The sequence below is a fragment of the Streptomyces sp. NPDC057638 genome (assembly GCF_042800315.1).
Classification (GTDB): domain Bacteria; phylum Actinomycetota; class Actinomycetes; order Streptomycetales; family Streptomycetaceae; genus Streptomyces.
In genome coordinates, this window is sequence record NZ_JBHVHF010000005.1 from 1 (window position 1) to 21,657 (window position 21,657).

The window sequence follows — 21,657 nt, forward strand, 5'->3', positions numbered from 1 at the left end:
GGCCTGGCCCGAGAGCGGCCCCACAGCGCGATCCCGTGGTCGCTGAAAGCCACTGTGGCCCCAAGCCCCGCCCAGGGCCGCCGCCTCGCCCGCTCACATCAGTGGATCGAGGCGGTCTTCGACACCCTCAAGGGCCAGGTCGGCCTGGAACAACACGGAGGCAGAACCCCGGCCGGAGTCTTCGCCCACACCGCCCAACGACTCCTCGCCCTGGCGGCAGCCAGCTGGCACAACCGCACCAGCCGGTGCGCGGCCCTGCTCACAGATGGGTGTCCAGGAACTCCCTGAGCGCGGTTCCCGCCATCGGACCGCTGTGGGCCGCGATCTCCTCGCTCCGGTCGATCATGACGAAGAAGGGCGCGCCGGTGACACCGTACCGCCGTACGGGGCCGGGGCACCGTGCGATGTCGGCCCTGACGACGATCAGCCGGCCCTGGTAGGCGTCGGCCACCTCCCGGACCAGGGGATCCATCTCCTTGCATGCCGCCGCGGCCTTGGGCCACACCCCGTGGAAGTACGCGAGCACCGGGACGTCCGCCCGCGCCAGGATGAAGTCGAACTCGGCTTCCTCCTGGGGTTGATGGACCCTGTTCGCCATCCGCACTCCCCAACGCTCCACTCGATGCGAGGCAGTGGGTGCCTCCTTGTGTGCTGGTGTCTTTCGACCGCCGCGGCGCGTACCGCCCGTCAGAAGGACTTGCGCACCCGGCCGGCCCTGCGGGCCTCCGCCATCGCGCGTGCCTCCGCGGCCCTGCGGGACTCCTTCGGCGGGCGGCCCGCACGGGTGCCCAGACCCCGGAAGGCGGCGTTGCCGGTCTTCGCCTTGTCCTGGACCGGAGGCCGCTTCGCGCCGGTGATGCTGGTCAGCTTCTGCTCGCCGGAGCGTACCTGAGTGATCACGGGCCGGATTCCGGCGTCCGACATCATCCGGTTCACGTCCCGGCGCTGGCCGGGGGTGACCAGCGTGACCACGGTGCCGGACTCCCCGGCCCGCGCGGTGCGCCCGCCGCGGTGGAGGTAGTCCTTGGGGTCGGCGGGCGGGTCGACGTTCACCACGAGGTCCAGGTCCTCGATATGGATGCCGCGGGCGGCGACGTTGGTGGCCACCAGCACCGTGATCCCGCCGTCCTTGAACTGGGCCAGCGTGTGGGTGCGCTGCGGCTGCGACTTCCCGCTGTGCAGAGCGCCGGCGTGGATGCCGCTGCTCCGCAGATGGCGGGTGAACTGGTCCACGCCGTGCTTGGTGTCCAGGAACATCAGGACCCGCCCGTCGCGGGCCGCGATCTCGGTAGCCGTCGCGTACTTGTCGGCGGGATGGACGTTGAGCACATGGTGCTCCATCTTCGCGACCGAACCCTCCGCCCGGTCGACCGTGGCGAGCACCGGCTCGCTCAGATAGTGGCTGACCAGGTGATCGACGTTACGGTCGAGGGTCGCGGAGAACAGCATGCGCTGCCCGCCGGGGGGTATCCGGTCCAGAGCCTCCGAGACCTGCGGCAGAAAACCCATGTCGCACATCTGGTCCGCCTCGTCCAGTACCGCGATCCGCACCTGGTCCAGGTGGCAGTCCCGCCGGGCGACGAGGTCGGCCAGCCGTCCCGGCGTCGCCACCACGACCTCGGCACCCGCCCGGAGGGCCGCCACCTGCCGGTTGATCGCCAGCCCTCCGACCACGGTCACCGACCGCAGCCCGAGCGCCTCCGCGTAGGGTGCCAGTGCCTCGCTCACCTGCTGCGCGAGTTCCCGTGTCGGCACCAGGACCAGCGCGAGAGGGCGCTTCGCCTCGGCGCGCCGGCCCGCCGTTCGCGCGAGGAGCGGCAGTCCGAAGGCGAGCGTCTTCCCCGAGCCGGTCCGCGCGCGGCCGAGGATGTCACGGCCGGCCAGTGCGCTCGGCAGGGTGGCCGCCTGGATCGGGAAGGGGTCCCGTACGCCGAGCCGTGTCAGCACTTCCCCCAGCTCGACCGGAAGTGCCAGTTCCGCGAAGGATCCGGCCGCCGGGAGGCCGGGCGTCGGTGTCCCCGGCAGCGGGATCTCGCCCCGAGGGGCCCTCTCCCGGTCGGACCTGCCAGCTTCGGAGCGGCCGGAGGCCGGCGGCTTCGCCTTCATGGGGTCCTTCCTCGTTTCGGTGCCCTGTACGGGCCTGGGCCCGTACCTTGTCCGGCACGGGCCCAGGCGGTATACGAGCGTGCCTCCGACTTTACCAGTGCGGGCCGTGCCCGCCCCGCCCCGATGCCCGCCGCGGCAGGCCCCTCACGCGCGGATCGCCGCTGCACGGGGCCGGGGCCCGCCCAGCGCGCTCGGTGCGGGGAGCCCGCCGCGCACATGTGCCGCGCGGCCCTGCTGGGCAGCCGGACGCCTGTGCGGAGGGCCATGATGGTCGTACGGGACGGGGCGAGGTGGACTGAGACATCGCCGGAGGTCAGTCCGTGATCGGTGAAGGGCTGGGAGGCACCAGGGCTCCGGCCCGGCCACCGCTCAGGCCGTGGGACGGCCCGAGCGGTGGCCCCCGCCTGGTTCAGAAGCAGGGGGTGTTACCCCACTTCGGATAGCGGGGGTAGTAGTAGAGGTTCACATACAGGCACCTCTCCCGATAGAGGGCGTACCAGGCGTTGCCCACCGCGCTGCTGATCGTGGCACGGATCAGCCGCCCCCAGACGGGCGCCAGGAACGAGGCCAGCCAGACCGCGCTCCCACCCCAGGCGACGGCTTGGGTGATCCTTCGGTCGAAGCGCACACCGAGGTTGGTGTAGTTCCGCACGTACCTCACGCGCCACAGGCCCGTCGGGTCCAGGTTCGTCACCGGGTTCTGGTCGGCGTAGTCGTAGGCGTTGGCGCTGCCGTACAGGACCGGGTCCGTCTGGAGGAAGCGGCCCGTGGCGGGCTGGTAGAGGCGCACGCCCATCAGGAGCTGGCCGGTCGGGGTCCCGGCGGAGCGCAGCCGGGCGCCGTGCCAGCCGTAGCGGGTGGCGGGGCCCGCCGTCGTCGTGCCGAACTCGTCGTACTCCCGCACCTCCGGCGTGGCCGTGCCGCCCAGGGGGAGGGTGACCGTGATGTCGCCGTGCAGGTCGGCCAGGGTCAGCGCGGTGCTGCCGGGGCCGGTGGTGAGGGCGCCGAGTTCACCGCTGGGGGCGATGATGTTGCGCAGTACCGCGCCGCTGGCCGTGTTCTCCACGGTCCAGCGCGGGTTGTCCGTGTCGTCGCCGTAGTGGTGGAGTCCGGATCCGCCCTGGCCCCCTTCCGTGGTCCAGGCGCGCGGGCGCATCCCCGGGTCCAGCGTCCAGGTCTGCCGGTGCGCCCCCTTGGCCTGGGTCTGTACCCGGTCGTCCGCGTAGTAGCCGGTGCTGACACCGCCGGGCTGGGCGAGCGTACGGCCGAAGGCGTCGTAGGTGTGGCCGGGGTCGGTGAGGCGGTCGGCGCTGTCGTAGGTGTGGTGGGAGGTCGTCGGGGTCGCCGTCTCGCACAGCTCCCCGGTCTGGGCCGTGGCCGTGGACCGGCTGACGCGGTTGCTGTTGCGGTCGTAGCCGTAGGCGCGGGTGACACAGACGTCCGCGACGGTGTCGGTGGCCCGGGTGAGACGGCCGACCTGGTCGTAGGCGTATGTCTGGGACACCGAGCGACCGGTGGTGAGGGCGCGGTCGCCCCATTCGCCGTGGACGGTGGGGGCGACCGCGTCGGCGGAGAGCGGGACGCCGTCGGCGTCGCGCGTGTACGTACGAGTGACGGGGACGCCGGTCGGGTCGAGGCTCTGGCGCATGGTGTGGCCGCCCGGCAGGCCCTGGACGAGCAGGCCCCCGTCGGCGTCGCGGCGTACGGTGAAGGTGCCCGCGTCCGAGTCGGCGACCGAGGTGGCCGTGCCGCGGGGGTCGATGGCGGTGTCGTAGGTGTAGCTGGTGGTCGACGGCGCGCTGTCGGTGACCGTGGTGGGGCGGTCCAGCTGGTCGTAGCGCGTGGTCGTGGTGGCGCCGTCGGCGTCGCGGTAGGAGATCTGGCGTCCGAGCCGGTCGAAGACGCGGGTGATCGAGTCGGATCCGGTCGTGGTCGCGATCGTCCGGCCGGTCTCGGGGGAGTAGGCCGTGGTCACCGTCGGCACGGGTGCGCCGATGCCGCCGGTCACGGAGACGGCGGTGTCGCGGCCGCTCGCGTCGTGCTCGCGGACCGTGGTGCGCGTGACGCCGTTCGCGCTCTCGGCGGTTTTCGTGATCTGGCCGAGGAGTCCGTACTCGAAGGTCTTGGAGACGAGCTGGTCGGGGTTGGGGCCGCCCCCGGCGATGGTGCCCGCGGGACCGGTGGCGCAGATCTCGCCGGCCCACTCGGGTCGCCCGCCGCACGGCCCGGACCCGCCACCGCTGTAGTAGGCGGTGACCGTGGCGCCCGCGTCGGAGCCGTTGGACGCGGGCAGGGTGGTTCTGGTGACCTGTCCCGCGGCGTCGTACGAGGTGGTCTTGGTCAGCGCGAGCCCGCCGGGGTCCTGAGTGGTGCTGGTGGCCAGCCCTTTCGCCCAGTCGTAGGCGGTCGCCGTGACCCGGCGGTCGGCGAGGAGCGCCGGGTGGGAGCGTGGCTGCGCGCCCGTGGTCGTCCGGGTCACCGCGTCACTCAGGACGGCGCTGCCGTCGGTGGGCCGCCCCGCGTCGTACTCCAGGACCGTACGCGCCCGGGCGGGGACGCGGGCGCCCGCCGTGGCGATGGTGGTCGCGCCGTCGACCAGGTGGTGGGTCAGTGCCACGGTGCGCAGCGGCCCGAGGGTCTCCAGCTCACGGGTGCCGTCGGCGTCGTAGGTGTGCTGGGTGGAGAGCTGCCGGGCCCGTTCCGCCGTGGACAGGGCGGAGATGCCCAGTGCGGTGAGGGTGGCGTGGGCGCCGGGGCCGGTGCCCAGTGCCAGGGCGCGGTTGGCCGCGGTGAGTTCGCGCGCGGTCCGGCCCGAGGCGTGGTACTCGGTGGTGGAGATATGCCCGCCGGGCTGGGCCGTGTTGACGGACCGGCCGGAGGCGTCCAGATAGGTCACCGTGGCCCGGCCGTAGGCGTCGGCGGGGAGCCGGGAACCGTCACCGCCGTCCGGTATCTGGTCGGCGGGGAAGACGGCCGTGGCGTCGGTGGCCGTCTCCCGCTGGCCCCAGGCCGTCACCGCCTGCGCACCGAGGTCGTACGGGGCGCCGGAGCCGGTCAGCGGTACGCCGTAGACCACCGAGGTGGTCGCCGTGCCATTGGTCTCGGTGGCCGAGCCGGGGGTCAGGGTCGGGCGGGAGACGGAGAGCAGCATGCCCTCGCCCGCGGCGGCGGAACCGCCCGCCGTGCCGTAGCGGAAGGTCCACGGCAGTTCCCCGGCCGGGCCGAGCTGGGTGACCCGGCCCGCGCCGTCGTACGCGTACGCCGTCTTCAGCGCCGGACTGACGCGGGGGTCCCACACCTCACGGAGCCTGCCCCGCTCGTCGTACAGATAGCGGGCGATGCCCACCGGAGTCGAGGCGGTCGCGCCCGGCGCGGTGGCCCACAGTCGCAGGGCGCGCACCTGACCGGCGACATCGCCCAGCGCCTGGCCGGTGGCCGTGGTGGCGGGGGCGTAGTCGAACTCCAGCACCCGGCAGCCGCGCCGGGCCGGGTCCAGCTCGCAGGTGGCGGCGGTGACGGCGCTGGACGCCGCGATGATCCGCTTGGGGCGCACCAGGGTCCTGCCGCCCTCGGCGACGCTCTCGGAGACGACTTTGGTCGTGGAGTGCTCCAGACCGCCCGCGAGAGAGGTGCTCACCGTCCAGGCCGCCGCGCCCGGGTCGGCCTTGGCGAAGGTGACGATGTCACCGTCGTCGGTGGCCAGGGTGAAGCCGCCGGTCAGCGAGCCCGTGAGGGTGAGGTTCTCGGCGCCCGGCTCCGGGATCCAGCCGTTGCCCGCCGCGTTCGCGGTGAACCCGATCGTGGTGCCGTCCTTGGTGTCCACGTCGACGGAGGTGTCACTGGTCCGGCGGACGGCCGTGTAGAGCGGATTGGTCTGTTCGGCCAGGACCCCGGAGACCCACTCCCGCCCGAAGATGGCGGCCTGCCCCTCCAACTGGCCGTGCGCGTCCGGGAGACGTGAGGTGGCCGTGCGGCTGACGGAGACGCCGAAGGCGGTGGCGTCCACGCCGCCGAGCCGGTAGGCGCCGGTGAGCAGGTTCAGCGATCCGGGGCCGACGCTCGTGCTCGTCGCGCCGTCCGCCGTACGGTCGACGACCGCGCGGAGCACGTCGCTGGAGGCGGCGGCGCCGGGGCCGGTGAAGTCGGCGCGGATCTGGACCGGGCCGCCGGGGTCCACCGTGGTCGTGGCATTCCAGGCGAGCCGGGGGCTGGTGCCGTCGCTGAGCGCGACCGGCCACGCGGCCAGGGGCTGGCCGCCCTGGGTGACATGGGCCGGGGGGACCGGCGCCCAGGCGTCGGCGTCCGAGCGGCGCCAGGAGAAGGCCACGGCCGTGTACCTCGACGCGTCGCCCTCGGCGGCCAGCGGCAGCCGGGCGGCGGTGCGCTGGCCGCCGGTCAGGCTGGTGATGCCGCCCGCGCCCGCGTGGAACCGGTAGGCCGCGGCCTCGGAGGTGTTCTCCGCCCGGTCGACGGAGCGGACCTGGAGGGTATGGGTGCCCGCGGTGGGCGGGGTGACCCGAGCCGTCACCGGGGCGGTGGTGCCGCCGGTGGCGACCCGGGTCCAGACGGCGCCGTCGAGCGACCACTCCAGGGCGATCTGCTCCCCGGCGGGCGGGGTGAGGGTGAATGCCCCGGTCTGGCCCGCCCCCTTGACCCACTTGCCCTTCGGGTAGTCGGTGGAGGTGACCCCCGGCGCGCTGGGGGGCGCGGTGTCGGTGATGCCGTCGAACCATGCGGTCCAGCCGCGGGCCCAGGTGGTGCCGTCGGCGACGTTGACCCGGATCCCGTAGCCGCGGCCCTCCTTGAGCAGGCCCTCGGGCACCTGCCAGTGCTGACGGGAGCCGGCGGGAACGTACCCCAGGACGAACCGCTTGATGGTGCCCTGGTCGTCGCGGACCTCGACGATCGACTGGACGAGTCCGCCGTCCGCGTCGTTGACGGTGAAGGAGGCGGTGGGGCGCGGCGAGGAGGTGTACGCGGGGTTGCCGGGCTGGCCGTTGCCGACCGTGCCCACGGGTGCGACCCGCAGGTCGCTGACGTCCGGGTAGGAGTTCCAGACGATGTTCATCTTCGGGTAGGCGTTGGTGTTGCCGGAGTGGAAGCGCTTCCACCCGTCGACGGTGGCCTCGTTCCCGGCCTTCATGCCCAGCGAGAGGGTGGTCCAGCGCTGGTCCAGGACGCCCTGGAGGGTCCCGGTGACATCGGCGCTGATCCAGGCGTTGTCCGAGTCGCACTGGTGGGCGTCGTCGGTGTCCTTGTCCTTGGTCATGGTGCCCGCCGCGGCGAGCCCGTACAGCGCGGGCTGGTTGGACCAGCGGGAGGTGCGGTCGGGCACCCCGGAGACGTACATCTCCCACGGCTGCGGGACGCAGGTCGCCGAGTGGTAGTTGTTCATGAACACCCGGGCGTTGCGGATGTGCTTGCCCCACAGGTCCGTGGGGAGCCGGAAGAACATGAAGGTCCGGGCGATCTGCCCCAGGCCGTTGTTGCCGATCTTCAGGTCGCGGTCGTCGGAGTTGTCCTTGTTCCACTCCGTACCCTGCTGGACGAACGTGTCGAAGGACAGACCCCACTCGATCACCGGGTCGATGGTGATCGGAAACGTCGCCTTCGGATCGCGCAGCAGCTTACGGTCCGGGGTGAGCGTCACCGTGAGGCCGCTGTCGCCCCGCTGCCGCCAGCGCATGTCCACCGGTGCCCGCCGCCGGTGTTCCTTGGTGATCGGGTCGACCGCCGCGTCCCACATCACGGCGGCCGGCATCCGGCCCCTGACCTTGCCCGCCGCGTCGGTGAACTCAAGCCCGCCGGACGCCGCCTTGCGGGGCGTGAGGCCCTGGGCGTCGACGGGCAGCTCGATCGTTCTCGCGGCGTCCGCCGCACGGTGGTTCTTGACGACCACGAAGTACTCGATCCCGGTCGGCATCGACTCCAGGACGAGGTCGATCCCGGGCCGGACCTCCCGGTACGTGGCCTTCGTTCCGCTGAGTACGGGCACGGGCAGCGCGCCCTTCCAGCCGAGCGCCACCGCCTTGCCCTCGTCCCCCACCGAGGCCAACCGCTGCCGTGGGGCGGCCGGATCCCCACCCAGGGGTCCCATGGGGGCGGCGGTGCGGGGCGATGGGGGCGTTCCGCCGCCCGAGAAGGCGATGTCCGCGGTCGACGCCCGGGGCCGGACCCCGCCATCGGCGCCCCGCACCAGGGTGGGATCCACCGGCACCCAGCCCGTGCCCTTCTTCACCCGAACCGGCCCCAGGCCCACCTCCGTGGTCAAGGTCCCTCGGGGATCGGCCCAGGTCGTCGAGGTCTCGGAGCGCATATCGAGGACCTCGACCCGCTCCTTGCCCAGCCTCGCGGCGAGCAGCGCCGACGGAACGTCCTGCGCGGGGCCCTGAGGCAGGGCGCCGGACCCCGCCATCGGCGCCGGAGCGGACGCGGCGGCACCGGTCCCCTCGATCGCGGAGAGCAGGGAGGCACCCAGGGCGGCCGATACGACCACGGCGGTCCAACGCCGTCTGCCGGCGTGGGAAAGGATGGTCAACAACACTCAGCCCTTTCGAGAGATGACGGCCAGGCTGCCGCGACGCCAGGAGGGGAGGGATCCGATTCCCTCGGCTCCCGCACGGTGTCCGCCTCCTCGACAACCCCCTCGTGTCGTCCGGTGGGTGGGGGCTGGGCTGGTCGAGGGGTGGGGAGTGCGGGCCGGGCTGGGGTTCCGGAGCCGTCATGCGAGTGACGGGGGTGGTGCGTCCGCGCTGTCCGGTGAGTTGGCCGGGGCGATCTGGTCGAGCGGATCCTGGACAGATTTCTCGGTGCTGTCATGGATGGCGTCGACAACGGAAACTCGCGCAATCTCCCCGGGTCATGAGTGGCTGCAAGAATGTAACAGCCTGCCGCGCATCTCCATAGACCGGTAACCGCCGTTCCGCGCGGGGACGGTTTCGGTAGATCGTAATGATGGGAGGAGCACGTACGAGAATCTCGCGATCACGCCGTGCTCTCCCGTCCGCCATACGCTGGGCAGCCACCGATGGACACCCTGACCTGGCAGAAGTCTCAACGTCACAGGTGCTTGCCCCGCGCGGAATTCAGGGTGAGGCGCATATCAATCAAACGGGATCAGTTGACGGGATCCTGCACGCGGGGAAATGAGGATCTGGAGAAATCCAGGGAGGCTGGCCGGACGACACATTGGCTCCGATCGCCATGGCCCACTCGCCCATGCGCCCGCTGATCAGGTCGTTCCACTCGCCGGGCTCCCAGGTGGCGGGCCGGTCACGACGATGCCCGGCGGCGCGTCGGCCATCGGGGCCGGAGTCGATGATGGGCAGTGGGGCCGGGTCTGGGGCGACGAGATGGTCCGGGAAGACGAAACACGGGCCGCCCTCGACGGACACCGACCGGTCGCCGACGGGCGCGACCGGACAGCGCAGGGCGTCGGGTAGCCGGCCGGGGCTGTACTCCTGCTCCCGTCCGCCTATGGGGCCGGGGAGCGCGAGTGCCAGAAGGCGTCCGTGGGGGGGACCATGCCCACACCGCGAGCAGGGAAGGATCTCGCGGGACTGTGGGAAAGGAGTCCGGTCCCGGAACGAGGCCGTAGTTCGCGTCGATCTCCAGAGCCAGCAGGCGTCCTTCGTCCAAGGTCATGGCGAGAGGCTCACGTCGCCCGATTGGCGTGCGCGGAGGAGTTCCGCTCCGGGGGAGACAGGGTGCGCTCATCCAGGCACACGGGGCCGTGCCGCCCCATGAACAGGCCCGCTCCCTCACCGTCCTCGCCGACCAGGGCCCCCGAGGGTCGCGCAGGTGCACACCTGTTCAGGTGAGGGGGCTGAGGACCTCGGCACGGATCGTGACGGTCTGTCGGCCTCGTCGCCCGAAGCGGTCATGCGGCCATACGGACGACTGCGGGAGCCGGGAGCGGAACCGGTGCTCCCACCGTCCCTCCGCGTTCTTACGTGGCTCTGTCATCGCTCTGCCGTCGCTGTGAAACACGTCCGGCAATGTCGTTCCCGCAGCCGAGCGAAGGGCGGCGGGGAACGGCCTCGCCGGAGCGCACACAGGGAGTGGACATGACGCACAGGAACGACAGAGGGGCCCGGCGGGTGGGGCCGGCCGTCGCCGTCACGGCGCTGCTGGCAACCGTTGCGGCCACCCCGCCCGTGGGCGGACCGGCGGCTTCGGCGGCTCCCTCCGCGCCTCGGGCCGCGACCGCCCCGGCGTGGTGCCCCACCGTCCCCGGGCACCGGGTCGACTGCGACACGCTGGACCGTCCGCTGGTCGCGGGCACGTCTGCGCTGGGGAAGGTCAAGGTGAGCTACGCGGTCGTACGGCACAGTGCGCCCGGCGCCGCCAAGGGCACCGTGGCCGTCAACACCGGAGGTCCCGGTGAGGCCGCCATCGGACGGGCCCCGACCCTCGGACACGTACTCGGCGACCTGCTCAAGGACCACGATCTCCTCCTCGTCGACCCGCGCGGCACCGGCCGCTCCGAGCGGATCCCCTGCGGGGTGACCGACGCCGAGTACCGCTTCGGCACCCGCGCCCAGCAGCGCGCCGCCGTGAAACGGTGTGCCGCGAACCTCGGGCCCAAGGCCGCCGCGTACACCAGCGCGGCCACCGCCGACGACATCGACGCCGTACGCGCCCGCCTCGGCGTGCCCCAACTCTCCCTGTACGGGCTGTCGTACGGCACGTATCTGATGCCTGTTTACGCCTCCCGGCATCCGGAGCGGGTCCGCTCGATCGTGGCGTCGGGTGCCTACCCCCTCGCCTTCGACCCGCTGGGCCGCCCCCAGGCCCAGGCTGTCTCCACGACTCTGCGCCGGGTGTGCGAGCGCAGCGTCCCGGTCGCTTGCGACGGGGAGCAGGCGGTACGGGACCTCGCGACCGCCGCCGCGCGGCTGCGGGACCGCCCGATGACCGTCCCGGTCACCACCGGACACGGCACGTACACCGTACGGTTCACCGAGGGGAAGCTCGCCAACCTGCTGTACGAGGCGGCCAGCCGCGAGGTCGGGGCGGCCCCGGGCGAGCCTTCGCTGCTGGGACGGCTGCCCCGGGCGCTGAACCGGTTCGCCCACGGCGACGTGTCGGCGCTGCGCACGCTGGTCCAGGAGGATGGCGCGTCCGGCGGTCCGGAGGACCAGGCCCCGTACATCGGTGTCGTGTGCAACGACTACCGCAAGCCCTGGTCGGCCAAGGCGACGCTGCCCGCGCGGTGGCACCAGTACCGGGCCGCACTGGCGGGAGCGGACCGCGGCGAGTACGGCGCGTTCAGTGCCGAGGGTTTCAACGAGGGACCCACGGACGGCGGGGACGTCTGCGTCGACTGGCCGCGCGAGAACACCGCGCCCGACCCGCAGCCCACACACCCGAAGCTGCCCGACGTACCGGTCCTCGTGCTCTCCGGCGACCTCGACGCCAACACCCCCGACGCGAACGGGGCGCGGGCCGCACGGCAGTTCCGCGGCAGCGGCTTCCTCTCGGTGATCAACACCGGTCACGTCCCGGAGTGGGAGCCGACCGGCTGTGTCACCGGCGTCTCCACCCGCTTTCTGCGCACCGGCGGCCCCGGCGACACATCCTGTCTGCGCGGCCTGGCTCCGATCACGGTCGATCCTGTGGACATGTGACCGTGGAACCCCGGGCGGGCAGCCGGCCGTACGAGCGGGCCGGCGCCAGGCCCGGGCCCGCCACCGGCGAAGATGATCACATGAGAGCCGCAATGGAGCACCCCCGCACGGTGCTCGTCGCCGAGGACGATCCCGGAGTGCGCAGCACCCTGGACCAGCTGCTGCGCTTCGAGGGCTACGAGGTGCTGCTGGCCGCCGACGGACTGGAGGCCCTGGGACTCCTCGAACGGGAGCGGCCGGACGTGGCGGTGCTGGATGTGGTCATGCCGAACCTGGACGGTCTGGGCCTGTGCAGGATGCTGCGCAGGCGCGGCGACCGGCTGCCCGTACTCGTTCTGACGGCACGCCACGAAGTGGGCGACCGGGTGGCCGGGCTGGACGCGGGGGCCGACGACTACCTGGCCAAGCCGTTCGCCACCGAGGAGCTCTTCGCGCGGATACGAGCGCTACTGCGCCGCACCGAGCCGGCCGGGACGGGCGGAGCACCGGCGGTCGCGGACCTCACCCTGGACCCCGAGGCGCGACTGGCGTTCCGCGGCGCACGCCAACTCGACCTCACCAAAACCGAGTTCGACGTACTGGAGCTCCTTCTCTGCCATCCGGGCGTGGTGCTCACCCGCTCCCAGATATACGAGAGCATCTGGGGCTACGACTTCGACACCACCTCCCGCTCCCTGGACGTCTACATCGGCTACCTCCGCCAGAAGACCGAACAGGGCGGCGAGCCCCGGCTGATCCACACGGTACGTGGCGTCGGCTACACCGCGCGGTCCTGCTGATGGCGCGCACGTCCGGTGCGCGGCCCGGCGCTGAGCGAGCGGCCCAGGTGCGTCCCGACCGCGCCACGCCGCCGACGCACGCGCTGCCGGACGCCACCCGGCGCGACCGTACGGCGACCCGTGCGGACCGTCCGGCAGTCGGCGCGAACCGTCCGGGACGCGTCATGCTCCGTAGCAAGATCACCGCAGTCGTCGTCGCCGCCGCCGCGCTCGCCATGGCCCTCGCCGCCGTCATGTCGTACCGAGGTGTCAGCGAGCTTGTCGACAACGAACTCGAACGCGGCCTGGAGGACCGCATGCACAGCGTCCATACCTTGGTCGCCGCCGGCCTGACACCGCCACCCCGGCAGGGCATGGCGGATCAGATCCTGTCCGACCGAGGCACGGTGCGCCGCCTCACCCCTTCCGGCCCGCGCATCCCGGTCTCGGCATCCGCCCTGAAGGTCGCCCGGACCGGGCAGGGCGGACACATGGCGGACGTCGTCATCGACGGAACCGATTACGTCATCCTCACCCGGCCGCTGCCCCACGGGGGCGCGGTCATGGTGGCGCAGAGCCACGAGGGCGCCGCCCGCGTCGACGACGCGTTCCTGTGGCGCATCACGGGCACGACCGCCGCCGCGCTCGCCCTGTCCGCCCTGCTGAGCTGGTTCGCTCTGGGCCGTATTCTGCGGCCGGTCCGCAACCTCGCCCGTACCACCGCGCGCATCACGGCCACCCAGGATCTCTCCACCGATCTGCCTCCGGCCGGTTCCGACGAGGTGGGCCAGCTCACCCGGAGCTTCGCCTCGATGCTCACGGCACTGCGCCGCTCCCGGGAGCAGCAGCACCGGCTCGTCCAGGACGCCAGCCACGAACTGCGCACCCCGCTCACCTCGGTACGCGGCAGCGCCGAACTCCTGCAACGCGGCCGCGGCAGACTCGCCGCCGAGGACGAGGAACAGATCCTGACCACCCTGGTCACCGAGGCGGCCGCCCTCGACGACCTGGTGTGCGAACTCGTCGAACTGGCCACCGACCGGTACACCGACGAGGCCCCGGTCACCGTCGATCTGACGGTCCTCGCCGAGGAGACCGCGCTCCGCCACCGCGCCCGTACCGGCCGCACCGTCACCGTCACCGCCGAAGAGCCCGTTCCGGTACGGGCCAGGCCCCGGGCGCTCCAGCGCTGTGTCGACAACCTCCTGAGCAACGCGGTCAAGTTCAGCCCGCAGGACACCCCGGTCGCCCTGCACGTCAAAGGCTGCCGACTGTCCGTACGCGACAGGGGTCCCGGCATCGAGCCGGCCGACCGCGACGCCGTCTTCGACCGCTTCTACCGGGGCTCGCGCACCCAGGCCACCCCCGGGTCCGGGCTCGGTCTGGCCATCGTGCACGACAGCGTCACGGCTGACGGGGGCACGGTGTTCGCGACGGAGGCCGACGGCGGCGGCGCCGAGGTCGGCTTCGTCCTCCCGCCGTCCGGGTCCTCCCCGAACACACTGACTGTCAGACGGCGGCTGCGGAAGGCGAGCCGGACGGAGTGAGGACATCCGCAGGTCCCCGCCCGGGGCGCCGCACCTCCACCTCGGGTGGCACGGGCCCGGCGATGTCGCGGACACGGCGCCGACCCGGCTCCCGGCCCACCCGCTGGATCGTCCGCCGCCGCGTCTGTGCCGACGACCGGACGGCCACGCCGGGAATTGCCCGGTCCTCGCGCCCGTGGAGGGGACCAAGCCCGGCCGGGGAACGCACGACGCGTTGCACCCCCCGCGCGCTCCTGCCATGCACCGTGCTGTGAGCTCCCGTTCCACGATCAGCCCGGCCGCGCGGGCCGGGCCCACCACCGCGAGGCGCAGCTCGGTCAAACTCATCGCCCCGACCACCAGATGCCCTTCGCGTAACGCGGTGATGAGACGAGGATGCTCCGCGCAGCGGCCATAGAAGTCCGCCCGCACCGCGATCACCACCCGCAGCCGACGGTCCGGATCACGCGCAGCCAGCAGCAGGTCAAGAAACCGCTCGCGCTCCGCGCCATCCCGGCACAGCGTGAAAACCTCCTCGAACTGGTCCACCGCGACCACCACATCACCCATCTCGCCGTCCGCCTCCTGGGAGGAGGACGCGGGAGCCAGGAGGGACGCGTAAGCGGCCGCAGGCTGCGGACCGGGCGTGAGAATCCTGATACCGGCCACGGCGAACCCGTCCCCCGCCCGTTCCCGGAGACGAGGAAGGAGCCCCGCGCGCAACAGCGACGACTTCCCGCTCCCCGACGCCCCGGTAACCACCACGACCCGTTGCGCCGACAACAGCCCGACGAGCTCATTGACCACATCATCACGGCCGAAGAACAGCTCCCTGTTCTCCGCCTCGTACCGGGCTGGCGGCGCGGCCGCAGGGGTCGCCTGGTGGGGCAGGGCGACCAGCAGCTCCACCAGCGCGTCGGTGATCTCCGCCTGCCAGGTGGCATGCAGCTGACGAGAATATGCGCCGCAACGCGCCTCCCTTGACTGGCCCACCGGTACACCTCATCGTGGATGTCGACGGGGGTGGTAGTGGTGGCGTGGGGAAGAGGCGGCCGCGGTTCCCGACGCGGCTGTCACCCTGTGCGCGACGCCTGACTCTTCGTTCCTCCGGATGAGGAACTGAGGGAAGAGGTGACACGTCACCCCGGGTGGCCCCAACAAGGCAACAGCACAAAACGAGGTACCCGTCGCCCCGAGACCACGCCAGGAGGAGGTCACGGTCATGAAGAGGCTGATCAAGCGAATGCTGGGTACTCACCGCGGACAGATGCCCGGCCGCTACGAACCTTACCGGGTCCGGTAGAGACTGAGGTCGCGGTGTCGGGAGCCCGCGAGGCGCTTCCGACACCGCGACCGTTGTGAGGACTTCGGCGGTGGGCGTCCACCTGGTCCGCCGGAAGTGCCACAGGCGAACAGGGACGGTGGATCCCGGGGCGAAGACACGAGGGCAGACATGGTGGTCGACCGAGCGTCAGCCGCAGACATCCCAGGCCCCCGAGGTGGGCTCTTCGCACGCCATCTCAAGGCGTACGAGGCCGATCCCGCCGGGTACCTGACGGGGTGTAGCCAGCGGTACGGGGACGTGTTCCGATTTGATACCGACGTGGTCGTGGTCAACGACCCCGAGCTGATCCACCAGGTGCTCGTGCGTACCAACCGCGACTCGGTTCCCAACGCAAATCCGTTACGGGGAAGGCGCTTTCCCACAGAGCGCGAGACCCAGCGGTGGATGCTGGCACGTCAAAGGGCCCTGTCGGTACTGCAGCCGACCGCGCTCCCACGACGCCTCGCACTGGTCAAGCAGATGATGGCAGAGGATCTGCGCGCGCTGGCGGGGCACTGGTTCGACCCGGCCGAGGAGGCGTGGAGGATCAGCGTACGGGCGATGCTGCCGTTGTACGCTCCCTGTCCATCACCGCAGTTGCAAGACGCCTACCTCGACGCCTTCCTGCAGATCTCCCCCACCACCTCGGTCGGCCGGGTACCCAGCTGGTGGCCGAGCCGACTGCGGCACCGGGTGGAAGCCGCCGATCAACGCCTCAGGGACCAGATCACGCTGATGCTGCAGGACGACTCTCCCCGCCCGGACGGCGACCAGCCCACTACCTTGCTGCAGATATTGCGCGACGACCCCGATCCCGTACCCGCCGACATCGCTCATGCCGCTGTGGGAATGAGCGCACTGGGCGCCATAGGCACCATGGGAGGTTCATGGTGCTGGCTGCTGTATCACCTGGCTGCCCACCCCCAAGCCCGTGAACGTATCCGCGGCGAGGCCGCTGCCAGCGACCCCGATATCCTCTGCGCCACACCTGAGCAGGTCCTGCCGTACACCCGGAGCTTCGTCCAGGAAGTCCTGAGGGTTCACCCTCCCGCCTGGCTGCTGGGCCGCGACACCATCACCGACATCCGGCTGGGCCAGGCACGTCTTCCGGCCGGCACTGCCGTGATGTTCAGCCCCTATCTGCTGCACCACGACCCACGCTGGTGGAAGCACCCGAACCGGTTCGATCCCGGTCGCTGGAGCACCAGCCACCGCCCCCACGCCCCCCACGCCTACCTTCCCTTCAGCATGGGCCCCCGTGGCTGCCTCGGCACCCAGCTCGGACTCAGCATCCTGCTGCTCGCCGCAGCACACCTGGCCGCCGAGTACGACCTGGAGGTGCCCGATCTCCACCAGGTCGGAGCCAGCCACGGGCCGGTCCTGCTGCCCACCGGGATGTCCTGTCGGCTGGTCCACCGTCCGCCTCGATCCACCTGACGTCACGTCAACCCGCAACACCGTCAGTACGGCGGCCCCCGGGCCCGCACCGGCCCTGATGCCAGAGGATCGGTGCACCTGGGTCGGAGCACATGAATCAGATGAAGACCGCCCTGCTGTCCGGCGAACACCCAGGTGAGAGCCCTAGTTTGTCAAGGACTCGAAGTATGCCTTCTGCGCGGGGTAGTAGTCCTCGAAGTCGGGCCGTGGCCCGCGCGTCCGTGCGGCGGTGAGCATGTCCAGGTAGTACTCCCAGCCCGGGCCGGTCTGGCCGAGCTGCTCGGTGGAGGCGAGGTGATGGACCAGCCGGAGTTCGGTGGTGCCGTCGTTCTCGGCCAGCAGCAGTTCCATCGACCAGGATCCGGCCTCGTCCTCCATCGAGACGGCGAGTCGGCGCGGCGGTTCGCACGCTTCGATCCGCAGTGCGCACCAGGGCGCCGACTCCTCGAACACCATCTGCACCTCGACGGTGAGGCCGACCGCCGCCCGGCCGCGCCACGGGCCGAACCAGCGGGCGGTGCGTTCCGGCTCGGTGACACTCGCCCAGACATCGTCGGCGGAGGCGCGGTAGCTGCGGGTAAGGATCAGGTCGTGCCCCGTCGGCGTGGGGATGAGCTGTCCGGTGGGCTCAAGGGTCATGCCGTGTCCTCCTTGGATTGGCGCGCGGTGTGCTGATCGGCAGCGGGCTCAGCCCGATTGCGGTCTCGTCGAGTGCGGTGAACCTCCATCTCCAACGCGGCCAGCCGCTGCGACCAGTCGACACGCGGGGTGTCGAACTGGGCGAGCCAGGCGGCGAGCTCACCCAGCCGGGGACGGATGAGTGAGTAACGCCGATGGCGTCCGATCTGCTCGTCCCGGACCAGGCCGCTCTCCCGCAGCACGCGCAGGTGACGGCTGACCGCGGGTCGGCTGATGGCGAACCGGGCGGCAATGTCGCCTGCCGTCAGCGGGGTGCGGCGCAACATCATCAAGATCTCCCGGCGCACCGGATCGGCGATGGCGTCGGCCACCTCGCTCAGGTCGTCCACACCAAAAGCGTAACCCATAGGTTACGCGTCATGAGGTCGGTCACAGGCTGAACACGGCGCGGAGGTGGGAAGACAAGCTCAGCTTGTCCTTTGTCTACCGGTCCGATGGTGGCCGGTCCGGATTCCCTTCGGACCGGCGGTTGAGACGTCTCGTTCTGTGACGCGCAGCTGACCTCGAAGGTGATCCTGTGCGCCAGCGCAGAGATATCGGCAGACCTGGCCGATCTTGATCGACAGAGAACGAGCTCAGCGTCTCCCCACCTTCGCGGAAATCGTTCGAGAGAAGGGACGCGACCAACACGAGCTCCATCCCCCCGTGCGGGGGATGGGACGTAGGGCCACTGGAGGACGTTCGCGCCGCCCTGGGTCTGTTGCCGGTCCACGTCGAGGGCTTGGCCGCTGTTCACATGGTTCACTTTGGTGCCGTTGCCGGTGTCCTCCAGGTGCCAGTGCCGGTTGGTGCCGCTCTGGTAGCTCCCCTGGCCGACGTTGGCGCCATCGTCGGCCGAAGCGCCGTGGACCGCTGTGCCCGTGGTGTACCGCGGACGGCCGGGCGGCCGAGAGGGGCGACGCCCATGTCACCGCCGGCCAGTGCCTGGGGCTCCCCGGTCGGCCAGCCCCAGCTCTCGATCTCGCTCCGCAACGCCTGGAGCGCGTCCGGGTGACCGGCGAGCTCGGCGGCGCCGGGCCGGACCCAGGTAGGCCGCCCCGTCACGCAGTGGAAGAGCCACCGGGGGTCCTGCCAGGCGCGGCACCCCGGGGTACGGCGGCCGATGGCCCACCTCTTCCGCTGCCGCCGCTGCGGGAACCCACCTCGCCTGCACCGGCACTCCGTAGGCCGTCGGCCCGGGGTGCCGACGTGGGGACGAGGAGCCCGAGCCCTTCCCGAGGGCCGAGGTAGCTGGTGATCGCGTCCAGGGTGGCGCCGGTGTTCTCGCCGGGCCCGGCGAGGAGGCGGGAACGAGGTCCCCGCCCCCGCGCACAGGATCGGCCCGGACCGTGCGGCCCGGGCCGATCTCGTACCCGCGGGTACGCGTGGTCAGTGTGCCTGGCCCGCGGGAGTCCCGGCCCGCTCCGGAGCCTGTGGGGGAGCCGGCTCACCGTCGGCGTGCGGTGCGGCGGGCGGGGCCGGGCGGGCGCCCCCGTCGAAGACGGCACCGACCACGACCACGACGGCCGCGCCGACGAGGATCAGGGAGACGCCCCACGTGGCGTTGGTCGCGCTGGCGCCGACGATGGCCAGGGCCGCCAAGGGGGCCAGACCGCCCGAGAGCGCCGCGCCGATCTCCCGTCCGGTGCCGACCCCGCTGACCCGAACGTCCGCCGGGAACTGGCGGGAGAGGAAGGCCCCTTGCGGGGCGAACATCATGGGTGCCAGCACGCCCGTCGCGATGATCAGACAGACCCAGATCACCACGGAGTTCCGCGTGTCGAGCAGGATAAAGAACGGGAAGGCGAACAGCGCCGACGCGACGCCGCCGACGGCGAGCACCTTGCGGCTGCCGAAGCGGTCGCTGGCCCAGCCGAAGAACGGCACGGAGACGATGGCGGCGGCACTGGCCAGGGTGATGCCGAACGCACCGACGCCCGCCGAGACGTCCTGGAAGTCCGCGAGATAGGCCAGCGAGAAGGTCTTGAAGATGTAGCTGAGGGCGTTGTAGCCGAGCGAGACGGCCAGTACCACGGCGAGGCCGCGCCGCTGCTGGCGCAGCAGGGTGACGAACGGCATCTGCGGGGCGGCGCCCTGCTCCTTCTTCCTGTCGCGCTGGAAGTCGGGCGACTCCGGCACCCGGCGTCGCACCCACAGCCCCACGCCCGCGAGGGCGAAGCTCGCGACGAACGGGACGCGCCAGCCCCAGTCCAGCAGCACCTCCTCGTCCAGGGTGGTGAGCACCGTGACGGTCAGTGATGACAGCAGCAGTCCGAGATTGAGCCCCAGGGCCGGCCAGGCGCCCTGCCGACCGCGCCGGTTCTCGTCGGCGTGCTCGTAGGCGACCACCGCGGCGCTGGCGTACTCGGCTCCGGAACCGAGTCCCTGGAGGATACGCAGGACCACCAGGGCGACGGGCGCGACGACGCCGATGCTGTCGTACGTGGGCAACAGCCCGATCAGCCCGGTGGAGACGCCCATCAGCACGAAGGTGATGATCAGTACGTTGCGTCGGCCTATGCGGTCGGCGAGGTGACCGAACAGGATGCCGCCCAGCGGCCGGGCCAGGAAGCCCGCCGCGAAGGTCGCGAAGGCGGCCATGGTGCCGGCGGCGTCGTCGGTCTGCGGAAAGAAGATCTTTCCGAAGACCAACGCGGCCATGGAGGCGTAGAGATAGAAGTCGTACCACTCCAGCGCGGAACCCACGATGGTGGCGGTGGCGACGCGGCGGCGGGCGGTGGCGGGGGGAGGTCCGGAGTCCGGCGCGTCTGTCTGCGAGTGCTTCGCCATGTGCTGTCCTCGATCACCTTGGAAAGAGCAAAGAGCGGGGTGGAGCAGGGAAAGGGAAGTGGGGGGCGGAGTCTGCGTCGGTCAGGAAGGGACGGTCAGGTCGCGGCGGACTCTTCGCGTGCGGCCCGGGCCGCCTCCTCGTGACCGAGCTGTTCGAACACATCGGCCGCGATCCTGCTCCCGATGTGGAGGCTCGACGTGGCCGCGGGGGACGGCGCGTTGAGTACGTGGACGGCACGCGGGGTGCGGTCGATGATGAAGTCGTCGACGAGTCGCCCGTCCGCCGTGACCGCCTGTGCGCGTACGCCGCTGCCGTGCCGTCGCATGTCCCGGCTCTCGATCGCCGGGACCAGGCGGCGGACTTCGCGGACGAACAGGGGCCAGACCAGGGAGCGGGTGATCTCGGTGACCCCGTGTCGCCAGAAGCGCCGTGCGAGACCGCGCAGGGCCGGGTCCCGCAGCAGTTCGCCCAGCAGACGGGGTTCGACATCGCGCCAGCGGTAGCCCTCCCGGGCCAGCGCCGGCACGGCGTTGGGGCCCACATGGACCGTGCCGTCGAGCATGGGGGTGATGTGCACGCCGAGGAAGGGCAGCTCGGGGTCGGGCACGGGGTACACCGGGTTGTTGATCAGCCCCCGGAGCCCCGGCCTGATCTCCGCGTACTCCCCCCGGAAGGGCATGATCCGCACCGTCGGGCGGTCACCGGCGGCCGCCGCGATCTTGTCGCTGTGGAGCCCGGCGCAGTTGACGAGGATCCGGGCCCGCAGCTCCTCGCGGGGCGTGTGGATCACGGTCCGGTCGCCCGCGGTGTCGAAGGACAGGGCCGGCGAGTGCGTGCGCAGTTCGGCGCCGAGTCCGGTCAGCTCGGCGGCGAGCGCGCGGCACACCTGGCCGAAGTCGGTCATCGCGGTGTCCGCGACGGACAGCGCGGCCACCCCGAAGACGTGCGGCTCCCGCTCGGCGAACTCGCCCCTGCTCAGTCGCCGCACGGTCACGCCGTTGGCCCGCCCGCGCTCCGCGAGCGCGTCAAGACCGCGCAGTTGGGCCGTGGACGTGGCCACCACGAGCTTGCCGGTGCGCTTGACGGGCACCTCGTGCTGCTGGCAGTACCGGATCATCTCCTCGCCGCCGGCCCGGGCGAGCCGGGCCTTGAGAGACCCGGGCGCGTAGTACAGGCCGCTGTGGATCACGTTGCTGTTGTGCCCGGACTGGTGGGCACCCCAGTGCCCCTCCTTCTCCAGGACCGTGACGGAGAGGCCGGGCCTGGCGCGCAGCAGCGCCCGGGCCGTGGCGAGCCCGAGCAGCCCTCCTCCGATGACGGCGACGTCGATGGCACGTGACATCCGGCAGCCCTTTCTGGTGGCGTGGCGGCATGGCGCGAACGTGTGGGCCGCAGTGGCTGTATACAT

The 21,657-nt window shown here is 71.7% G+C and carries 12 protein-coding genes and 3 pseudogenes; 5 read left to right on the forward strand and 10 right to left on the reverse strand.

From position 1 onward, the window contains the following. Positions 1-288 (forward strand): annotated as a pseudogene (locus ACFVIM_RS01325) (hypothetical protein); the annotation flags it as partial. Here the strand turns inward: ACFVIM_RS01325 and ACFVIM_RS01330 are convergent. The 4 genes from ACFVIM_RS01330 to ACFVIM_RS01345 all read right to left on the reverse strand — a co-directional run bounded on the left by ACFVIM_RS01330 (position 260) and on the right by ACFVIM_RS01345 (position 10,071). Beyond that, positions 260-598, reverse strand: a complete 339-nt coding sequence (locus tag ACFVIM_RS01330) for a thioredoxin family protein (RefSeq protein WP_384297150.1) — start codon at positions 596-598, stop codon at positions 260-262. The pseudogene ACFVIM_RS01325 and the gene ACFVIM_RS01330 overlap by 29 nt on opposite strands. 89 nt (positions 599-687) lie before the next feature. Further along, entirely contained in the window at positions 688-2,106 is a 1,419-nt protein-coding gene (locus ACFVIM_RS01335) for a DEAD/DEAH box helicase (protein WP_384297152.1), read from the reverse strand. A gap of 409 nt (positions 2,107-2,515) precedes the next feature. Further along, entirely contained in the window at positions 2,516-8,602 is a 6,087-nt protein-coding gene (locus ACFVIM_RS01340; RefSeq protein WP_384297153.1) for an RHS repeat-associated core domain-containing protein, read from the reverse strand. Positions 8,603-9,918: 1,316 nt separating this feature from the next. Beyond that, on the reverse strand, positions 9,919-10,071 hold the full coding sequence (locus ACFVIM_RS01345; RefSeq protein WP_384297155.1) for a hypothetical protein: 153 nt from the start codon (positions 10,069-10,071) through the stop codon (positions 9,919-9,921). Positions 10,072-10,172: 101 nt separating this feature from the next. Here ACFVIM_RS01345 and ACFVIM_RS01350 point away from each other — a divergent pair, with 101 nt between their 5' ends. The 3 genes from ACFVIM_RS01350 (at position 10,173) to ACFVIM_RS01360 (ending at position 14,040) form a co-directional block, all read left to right on the forward strand. Further along, a complete protein-coding gene (locus ACFVIM_RS01350) occupies positions 10,173-11,735 on the forward strand; it encodes an alpha/beta fold hydrolase (RefSeq protein WP_384297157.1) in 1,563 nt (520 codons plus the stop codon). Positions 11,736-11,815: 80 nt separating this feature from the next. Beyond that, complete coding sequence (locus tag ACFVIM_RS01355) at positions 11,816-12,514, forward strand: response regulator transcription factor (protein ID WP_384297159.1); 699 nt, start codon at positions 11,816-11,818, stop codon at positions 12,512-12,514. A gap of 164 nt (positions 12,515-12,678) precedes the next feature. Next, on the forward strand, positions 12,679-14,040 hold the full coding sequence (locus tag ACFVIM_RS01360; RefSeq protein ID WP_384297161.1) for an ATP-binding protein: 1,362 nt from the start codon (positions 12,679-12,681) through the stop codon (positions 14,038-14,040). A gap of 243 nt (positions 14,041-14,283) precedes the next feature. Here ACFVIM_RS01360 and ACFVIM_RS01365 read toward each other — a convergent pair. Continuing rightward, positions 14,284-15,012, reverse strand: a pseudogene (locus ACFVIM_RS01365) (hypothetical protein); the annotation flags it as partial. A 460-nt stretch (positions 15,013-15,472) separates the two neighbouring features. Between ACFVIM_RS01365 and ACFVIM_RS01370 the strand changes: the two are divergent. Further along, the gene (locus ACFVIM_RS01370) at positions 15,473-16,780 is read left to right on the forward strand and encodes a cytochrome P450 (RefSeq protein ID WP_384297162.1); all 1,308 of its coding nucleotides are present in this window, start codon (positions 15,473-15,475) and stop codon (positions 16,778-16,780) included. A 144-nt stretch (positions 16,781-16,924) separates the two neighbouring features. Here the strand turns inward: ACFVIM_RS01370 and ACFVIM_RS01375 are convergent, their stop codons facing one another. The 5 genes and pseudogenes from ACFVIM_RS01375 to lhgO all read right to left on the reverse strand — a co-directional run bounded on the left by ACFVIM_RS01375 (position 16,925) and on the right by lhgO (position 21,591). Next, positions 16,925-17,419, reverse strand: coding sequence for an SRPBCC family protein (locus ACFVIM_RS01375; RefSeq protein WP_384297163.1), 495 nt, complete (start codon positions 17,417-17,419; stop codon positions 16,925-16,927). Continuing rightward, positions 17,416-17,808, reverse strand: coding sequence for a metalloregulator ArsR/SmtB family transcription factor (locus tag ACFVIM_RS01380; RefSeq protein WP_384297165.1), 393 nt, complete (start codon positions 17,806-17,808; stop codon positions 17,416-17,418). The genes ACFVIM_RS01375 and ACFVIM_RS01380 overlap by 4 nt, the downstream gene beginning before the upstream one ends. Next, positions 17,796-18,320: pseudogene (locus ACFVIM_RS01385) on the reverse strand (RICIN domain-containing protein); the annotation flags it as partial. The gene ACFVIM_RS01380 and the pseudogene ACFVIM_RS01385, both read right to left, overlap by 13 nt. A 527-nt stretch (positions 18,321-18,847) precedes the next feature. Further along, on the reverse strand, positions 18,848-20,248 hold the full coding sequence (locus tag ACFVIM_RS01390; RefSeq protein WP_384297166.1) for an MFS transporter: 1,401 nt from the start codon (positions 20,246-20,248) through the stop codon (positions 18,848-18,850). Positions 20,249-20,343: 95 nt separating this feature from the next. Further along, positions 20,344-21,591: an L-2-hydroxyglutarate oxidase gene (lhgO, locus tag ACFVIM_RS01395; RefSeq protein WP_384297168.1), complete on the reverse strand. Its 1,248-nt coding sequence runs from the start codon at positions 21,589-21,591 to the stop codon at positions 20,344-20,346. Positions 21,592-21,657 lie beyond the last annotated feature (66 nt).